Origin of the sequence: Psychrobacter sp., from assembly GCF_030454045.1 — a bacterium.
Taxonomy (GTDB): domain Bacteria; phylum Pseudomonadota; class Gammaproteobacteria; order Pseudomonadales; family Moraxellaceae; genus Psychrobacter.
The window spans coordinates 1-5,988 of the sequence record NZ_JAKDJE010000113.1; the positions used below are offsets into that span (position 1 = coordinate 1).

Sequence of the window (5,988 nt, forward strand, 5' to 3'; positions counted from 1 at the left end):
TAACATCGAATCGCCTAAAAAATAGTCGCTGTCAGTGCCATGGTCGAATGTTCAAAACGCCCTAGCTATCGCTCATAAGTTTAAATAATAGAGCATCGACTAGTTGTGGAGTAAACAAATATGACCATTCATATCGTGTTGGTCGCCCCAAAAATGCCAAGTAATACGGGTAATATCATTCGGTTGTGTGCCAACAGTGGCGCGCAGCTGCATTTAGTCAGACCGTTAGGGTTTGAGCTTGATGATAAGAAACTGCGCCGCGCAGGCCTTGATTATCATGAATACGCGCATTTGCAGGTTCATGAAGATTGGGCCGCAGCGAGGCAAGCCTTGCAATCAGCGGACTGCCACATTGTCACCGCATTGACCACCAAACTCAGTAAACCGTTCTATGAGTATGATTTTGGCGGGCAAGCAGACAGTGAAAAATCTGACAATGACATGCCCAATATCGCGCTGGTATTCGGTTCTGAGACAGCAGGTCTGGCAGATGATATACGAGAAGATATCGGTGCTGATAATTGGCTAAGATTACCAATGTTGGCTGATTCGCGTAGTCTCAATTTATCCAATAGTGTCGCCATATGTTTGTATGAAATATGGCGACAGCAAGGATTCTTGGGTGATGAAGGACGAAGTGTCGGTTATGAAACGCTGACAGTCTACGATCCGAAATAGCGATCCAAAGTAGCGATATACCAAATGAGTCGATGATATGACTCATTCATCAATGCTTACATGGTAAGCAGTTATAGTTATTAGAGACATTTTTATAGGCAGTTGGGCGGCTTTGGTAGCCCAGCTAAGCGATTGACATGGCGCGCAACCAATCCTGTATTAAATAGCTGTTGTAGTTTTTGATTGCTAATATCGTGCTCAGGCAAAGTTTTCTGTAGCCATTTAATCAATGGGCGTGTCGCTGGCGCGTGGTTGAATTTGACAAAAAACGCACGCACTTGCTGCAAAATCTGCAAATGCTCACTCGTTAGGCTGACCTCGAGTGTGTCTGCTAGCTGCTGGGCAAGATCAGGCGTCCAAATTGTATGGTCACACAGATGACCGTCCTGATCTAGTGCGATATTGGTTGCGCCAGTTGTCGAGGTGTGAGCGGTCGTAGAATCATAAGTATTCATAGGGCAATCGTCACCACTTTATCAAACTGACTGTCCTGAGTCAGGCTCACCCATTCTGCATCTGTCAAAAGACGAGTCAGCTTACTGTCTAAATTGAGCTTGGCAGTGGTATTTGTCGTGAGCGCTGCTATATCATCGGCTAGGGCATAAATACCAGTGATACCATCTATTTCATTCTCATTCAGAGAGGCGTTTAACCAGTCAATAAAAGCGGCTGTGGTGCCAAGTAATACAATACTGTCGCCTTTGTTCCAAGTGCGAGACATCTCCTCGGTACTACGACTAAGGGTAGCCATCGAGCTGTGTAATTGATATAAAGTTGCCATAAGGGTATCCGATTGCGTGTTTTATTATTTTATAAATCTGATTATATTACCAACTAAAAAGATAAAATTTGCTCAAAATCTTGAGAGCGAATGGTTTCTGGTGCCAGCATGAGTTGTGAGGTAAGATCTATGGGTAACATGCCAATGACCCAACCGCTATAGACATCATCGGGTAACCAAGCGGCTGGCATGTCATAAAGATCAAGCGATTGGATCATGCCGTGTAAACGTGACTCAGATTGTATCAATAAGCCAAAAACAGGCGCATCTAACCACAGCTGTACTTCATGACCGAATGTTGCTAGTGTCAGTGCAAGGGCACAGCCTTCGTAACTTGCCGCTTCAGTAGGCGTACGAAGCTGAATCAATAATCTCATAATGTATTCCTAAAAATAGTTCACGCAAAAATAACTACCGCCAATCATTGTGATAATAGAGCGTCTATTAAAACGGTATGATGCGGCAGTCATTTTGCATCATCAGAGCGAGCTCGCTGAGCCCCACCAACGTAAATCCTGTCGCTAGATTGTCACCATCAAGCTGATGCCGCGCACCATTCTCCGTATCGCTCACCCCACGGCTGAGTGCGGTGCTGACACAGACAGGCAGTGCCAACTGATATTGTTCAGCCAACATTTGCCATTCTTTGGTCAAATTCATTTGATCAGCGGACTGCCAGCGTAGCCGATTCGCCAGATGCGCCGAATCCCCATAAAAAAAGACATTGAGCAATGGCCGTTTGGTGTTAGGATTGTCATTGTTGTTTGTTTGAGTATCGTCAGCGGATATGTCTTTGAGGTAAGCTTGCGCATAGCGTAGCGCCAGATATGCCAATGGATCACTAGAATCAGCGGTGATGAGCAGTAGTGGGGCAGTTGTAGTCATAAGGCGCAGTGTCACCTATTATTAATGAGGATATTTAAGGGCGAGAAAGTATGATTAAAAGGCTGTATACGAAGCCATTTATTCGATTGGCTAAATTTTATTATTTCTCAACACTATTAGATTAAACGGCTTTTTTCATGATCATGAGAGCGTATCGTAATGAGGCAATCGTAAAACATTTTGCTGAAAGAGGTTTATGCTACCATAAAGCGGCTCAAAGCAAATAGAGTCACTGTTACGAAATATGGCTTTATCTTTTGTGCGGATATATTGAGTATGTTTATTTGATGCTGTGACTGTCTCGTAAGAAAAAATCATAAACTTATGAGCTGGGTTCACGTAGTCTTACCATTCTATGTAAGGAGTTTTTGTCACTATGTTACCTGCTATGCCCTCACGTACGAACAGTGGTACAGATTATCAGCCGACACTAAAGCAGCTTCAAGTACTACAAAAGGCAAGTGAGTTTGCCTATCAAATTTGGGAGAGCCGAACGGTTTCATGCCAGACATTTTTACGTAGCTACCCATTGAACAGTACATTGACCCGTCAGCAAATCGATGATCTGATACAAGACTATACGTTAGATGAAAATTATCAACTCGCTGATGAACCCAAGGTCATGAGCGGATTACGTCATTTGCGTACGCTGTTGATGATGCGCTGGATTTGGCAAGATGCTTTGCAGATGATCAGTCTTGAGCAGTTAACGGATGAGCTATCGGAGTTTGCAGGTGGTTGTATCTCATTTGCCAAGGACTATACCTATCAGCATTTGGCCGCAAAGTATGGTGAGCCAACCTTTATCAATGAACAAGGAAATGTGCAGATCGATGATATGGCTATCATGGCCATGGGCAAGCTTGGCGCTCAAGAGCTCAACTTATCAAGTGATATCGACCTAATATTTATACATCAAGCGCGCGGTGAGACCAATGGTGACAAGGCGAAAGGCACACGTAGTATCGATAACAAGCGGTTTATGACTCGTTTGGGTCAAGGTATTATTAAGCTACTCGATCATAAAACCGCTGATGGTTTTGTCTTTCGGGTTGATATGCGATTACGTCCATGGGGCGATGGCAGTGATCTGGCCATCCATCTCTCAGCGTTACAGAAATATTTTGCCCTGCATGGACGCGCGTGGGAGCGCTTTGCTTGGCTCAAAGCACGAGTGGTTGGACAGATAGACCAGCCATTTTATGAGGCAATTCAGGCACTGGTGAAACCATTTGTCTTTCGCTACTATGTGGATTACAGTGCGTTTTCAGCGCTTAGAGAGATGAAGTCTCTCATTCAAAACCAAGTTGCACAGCGTGAAGATCTAGACAATATTAAGCTGGGTGCTGGCGGTATCAGAGACATTGAATTTATTGTACAAGCGTTTCAGCTGATTTATGGTGGCCGTCATCCTCAGCTACAAATAAAGCCCTGTCTACAGGCAATGCAAGTACTACGCGAGCTTGGATACCTAGAGCAAGCCACCTACGATAACCTACAAGCGGCCTATCGTTTCTTACGTCGACTTGAGCATGCGATTCAGGCGATCAATGATCAACAGACCCAAAAGCTGCCACATGATCCCCATTGGCAACATAACCTAGCCGTGACGCTTGGATTTGATGACTGGCAGGCATTACTGACCCAATTAAATGCTCATCGAGACAATGTGAATGTACCATTTGAGCGTATGGTGACAGAGCGCCAAGTACCTGATAACGAGGATAATGATTTAGAGCCTGAGCATTTAGAGGAGCAAATCAAGCGCTTAAATCAAGTGCTAACAGAAAAAAATCGCCAGTTACTACAGCGGTTTTGGCAATCTAAAATGGTTGCTAACCTAAGCGAAGAAGCCAGAGAGCGCTTGGATGAAGCATACCCTGTCATTGTCCATGCGCTATTAGCCCATCAAGATCAGCAAAAGCTTGCCAACGCAGCCTTGCCGAGGCTGATCGCACTGCTTGAAGCGATTTGTCGACGCTCTATCTATTTGGTGATGATCGCAGAAAACCCCAATGCAACGATTGAGCTGATACCGATGCTCTCGGCCAGCCCATGGATTGCAAAAGAGTTGGCACAATACCCTGTATTGTTAGATACGTTCTTACAGCAACATTATCGCCATTTGCCAGACAAGCCTGAGCTACGTGATATCTTGCGTCAACAGCTATTGCGTGTTGAGCCTAATGATGAAGAAGAGCTACTGAGTGTGCTGCGACTGTTCAAAAAAAACCAAGTATTGGCGGTGGCGGCCAGTGATGTGTTAGCTGAGCGTCCAATCATGAAAGTCTCAGACTCACTGACTTATATTGCTGAGGTGGTACTAGAAGCCGCGCTAGAGCGAGCGTTTGCCGAAATCGTTAATCGTTATGGCTATCCTATCGGTCAAGATGGCGATCCAGTCACTGAGGCTGACTGCGGTTTTGCGATCATTGGCTACGGTAAACTGGGTGGTTTGGAGCTTTCGTACGCTTCAGATTTAGACTTGGTGTTTTTGCACAAAATAAAAGAGCAGGGCATGACCACAGGTGAGAAGTCAGTGAGTGGCATGAAGTTTGCCGCACGTCTGGTACAAAAGCTGATGAATTATCTCAATACCCAAACGCGAGATGGTAGGGCATATGAGATTGACATGCGTCTGCGTCCGTCGGGCAACGCTGGCATGATGGTCGTGTCCTGTCATGCCTTTGAAACCTATCAAATGGACAAAGCGTGGTCATGGGAGCATCAAGCACTGGTGCGCGCTCGGGCGATTTGTGGTGACAGACGAGTGACTGCGCGCTTTTGTGACATTCGCCGAGATGTGCTGGCGCTGCCGCGGACGTTAGAGCAAGTACGCTCTGAGGTCACCAGTATGCGTATCAAAATGCAGAAGCACTTAGGCACCAGCCAGTGGCAGCAACAAGCGGGCAAGTTCCAACTCAAACAAGATGCAGGCGGCATTGTCGATATTGAATTCTTAGCACAGTTTGCGGTATTGGCTTACTCACATGAGCATCCAAGCTTGACCAAATGGAGCGACAATGTCCGTATTTTTGAAGAAGTTGCTTCACTTGGTATTTGGGAGGAGCAAGTTTGTCAGGCATTAACAGATGCTTATCTTAGAATACGTGCTGCGACTCATCAACTGGCACTATCAGAGCAATCATTATTGGTCGATGAGTCGCTTTGGCTAGAAACACGCGCACTGGTACAAGCACAGTGGCAGCATCTAATGGGCGTAAAATCTAACGAATAATAATTTTGAGATTTGTTTTTATTAAGGTCTTGCTGATAGCCAAAGAGGCGCTTAAACTGTAAGGCCTTATAATAATTAAAAACCGTAATTAAAAACTATAGGGTCTCAAACCAAAAGATTTCATTTGCCAATACGGCCAGTGATATAATCGGTCACACATCATTATAATACAGTCAAGTGTTCGTCATAATGAAGCAGTATTTGAGCAATAAAAATGAACGCTGCAGTATTATCACACGATGTTGATCAATACTATTAGGGCGTGTTGAACATTCGACCATGGCACTGACAGCGACTATTTTTTAGGCGATTCGATGTTAAAAATAATAAGTTTAGTCATTCTAAGCGCTTATTTTTAACGATGAAGCGGCAAAAAAGAGTCCTGTCCCCTGCTTTTATCGTTGGG

Annotated in this window: 6 protein-coding genes; 2 read left to right on the plus strand and 4 right to left on the minus strand. The window is 44.8% G+C overall.

Features of this window, described 5'->3' with window-relative positions; translation table 11 throughout:
• The first annotated feature begins 120 nt into the window (after window positions 1-120).
• A complete protein-coding gene (locus L0G63_RS13235) occupies window positions 121-678 on the plus strand; it encodes a tRNA (cytidine(34)-2'-O)-methyltransferase (protein WP_301451073.1) in 558 nt (185 codons plus the stop codon).
• Window positions 679-770: 92 nt separating this feature from the next.
• On the opposite strand, the gene L0G63_RS13240 is transcribed toward L0G63_RS13235, so the two are convergent.
• The 4 genes from L0G63_RS13240 to tusD form a co-directional block, all read right to left on the minus strand.
• Window positions 771-1,133 carry a TusE/DsrC/DsvC family sulfur relay protein gene (locus L0G63_RS13240; RefSeq protein WP_301451074.1) on the minus strand — a complete coding sequence of 121 codons (363 nt, stop codon included), beginning with the start codon at window positions 1,131-1,133 and terminating at the stop codon, window positions 771-773.
• A complete protein-coding gene (locus L0G63_RS13245; protein WP_301451075.1) occupies window positions 1,130-1,459 on the minus strand; it encodes a hypothetical protein in 330 nt (109 codons plus the stop codon). Before L0G63_RS13245 ends, L0G63_RS13240 begins: the two co-directional genes overlap by 4 nt.
• 53 nt (window positions 1,460-1,512) lie before the next feature.
• Complete coding sequence (locus L0G63_RS13250) at window positions 1,513-1,836, minus strand: hypothetical protein (protein WP_301451076.1); 324 nt, start codon at window positions 1,834-1,836, stop codon at window positions 1,513-1,515.
• A 67-nt stretch (window positions 1,837-1,903) separates the two neighbouring features.
• Entirely contained in the window at window positions 1,904-2,344 is a 441-nt protein-coding gene (tusD, locus tag L0G63_RS13255; RefSeq protein WP_301451077.1) for a sulfurtransferase complex subunit TusD, read from the minus strand.
• A 376-nt stretch (window positions 2,345-2,720) separates the two neighbouring features.
• On the opposite strand from tusD, the gene glnE reads away from it, so the two are divergent.
• Window positions 2,721-5,582: a bifunctional [glutamate--ammonia ligase]-adenylyl-L-tyrosine phosphorylase/[glutamate--ammonia-ligase] adenylyltransferase gene (gene glnE / locus L0G63_RS13260; RefSeq protein ID WP_301451078.1), complete on the plus strand. Its 2,862-nt coding sequence runs from the start codon at window positions 2,721-2,723 to the stop codon at window positions 5,580-5,582.
• Window positions 5,583-5,988: the final 406 nt, after the last annotated feature.

Coding starts and splice junctions, on each gene's coding strand:
- L0G63_RS13245 (WP_301451075.1), bottom strand. CDS start 1,459: ATGGCAACTTTATATCAATTACACAGCTCGATGGCTACCCTTAGTCGT.
- glnE (WP_301451078.1), top strand. CDS start 2,721: ATGTTACCTGCTATGCCCTCACGTACGAACAGTGGTACAGATTATCAG.
- L0G63_RS13235 (WP_301451073.1), top strand. CDS start 121: ATGACCATTCATATCGTGTTGGTCGCCCCAAAAATGCCAAGTAATACG.
- tusD (WP_301451077.1), bottom strand. CDS start 2,344: ATGACTACAACTGCCCCACTACTGCTCATCACCGCTGATTCTAGTGAT.
- L0G63_RS13240 (WP_301451074.1), bottom strand. CDS start 1,133: ATGAATACTTATGATTCTACGACCGCTCACACCTCGACAACTGGCGCA.
- L0G63_RS13250 (WP_301451076.1), bottom strand. CDS start 1,836: ATGAGATTATTGATTCAGCTTCGTACGCCTACTGAAGCGGCAAGTTAC.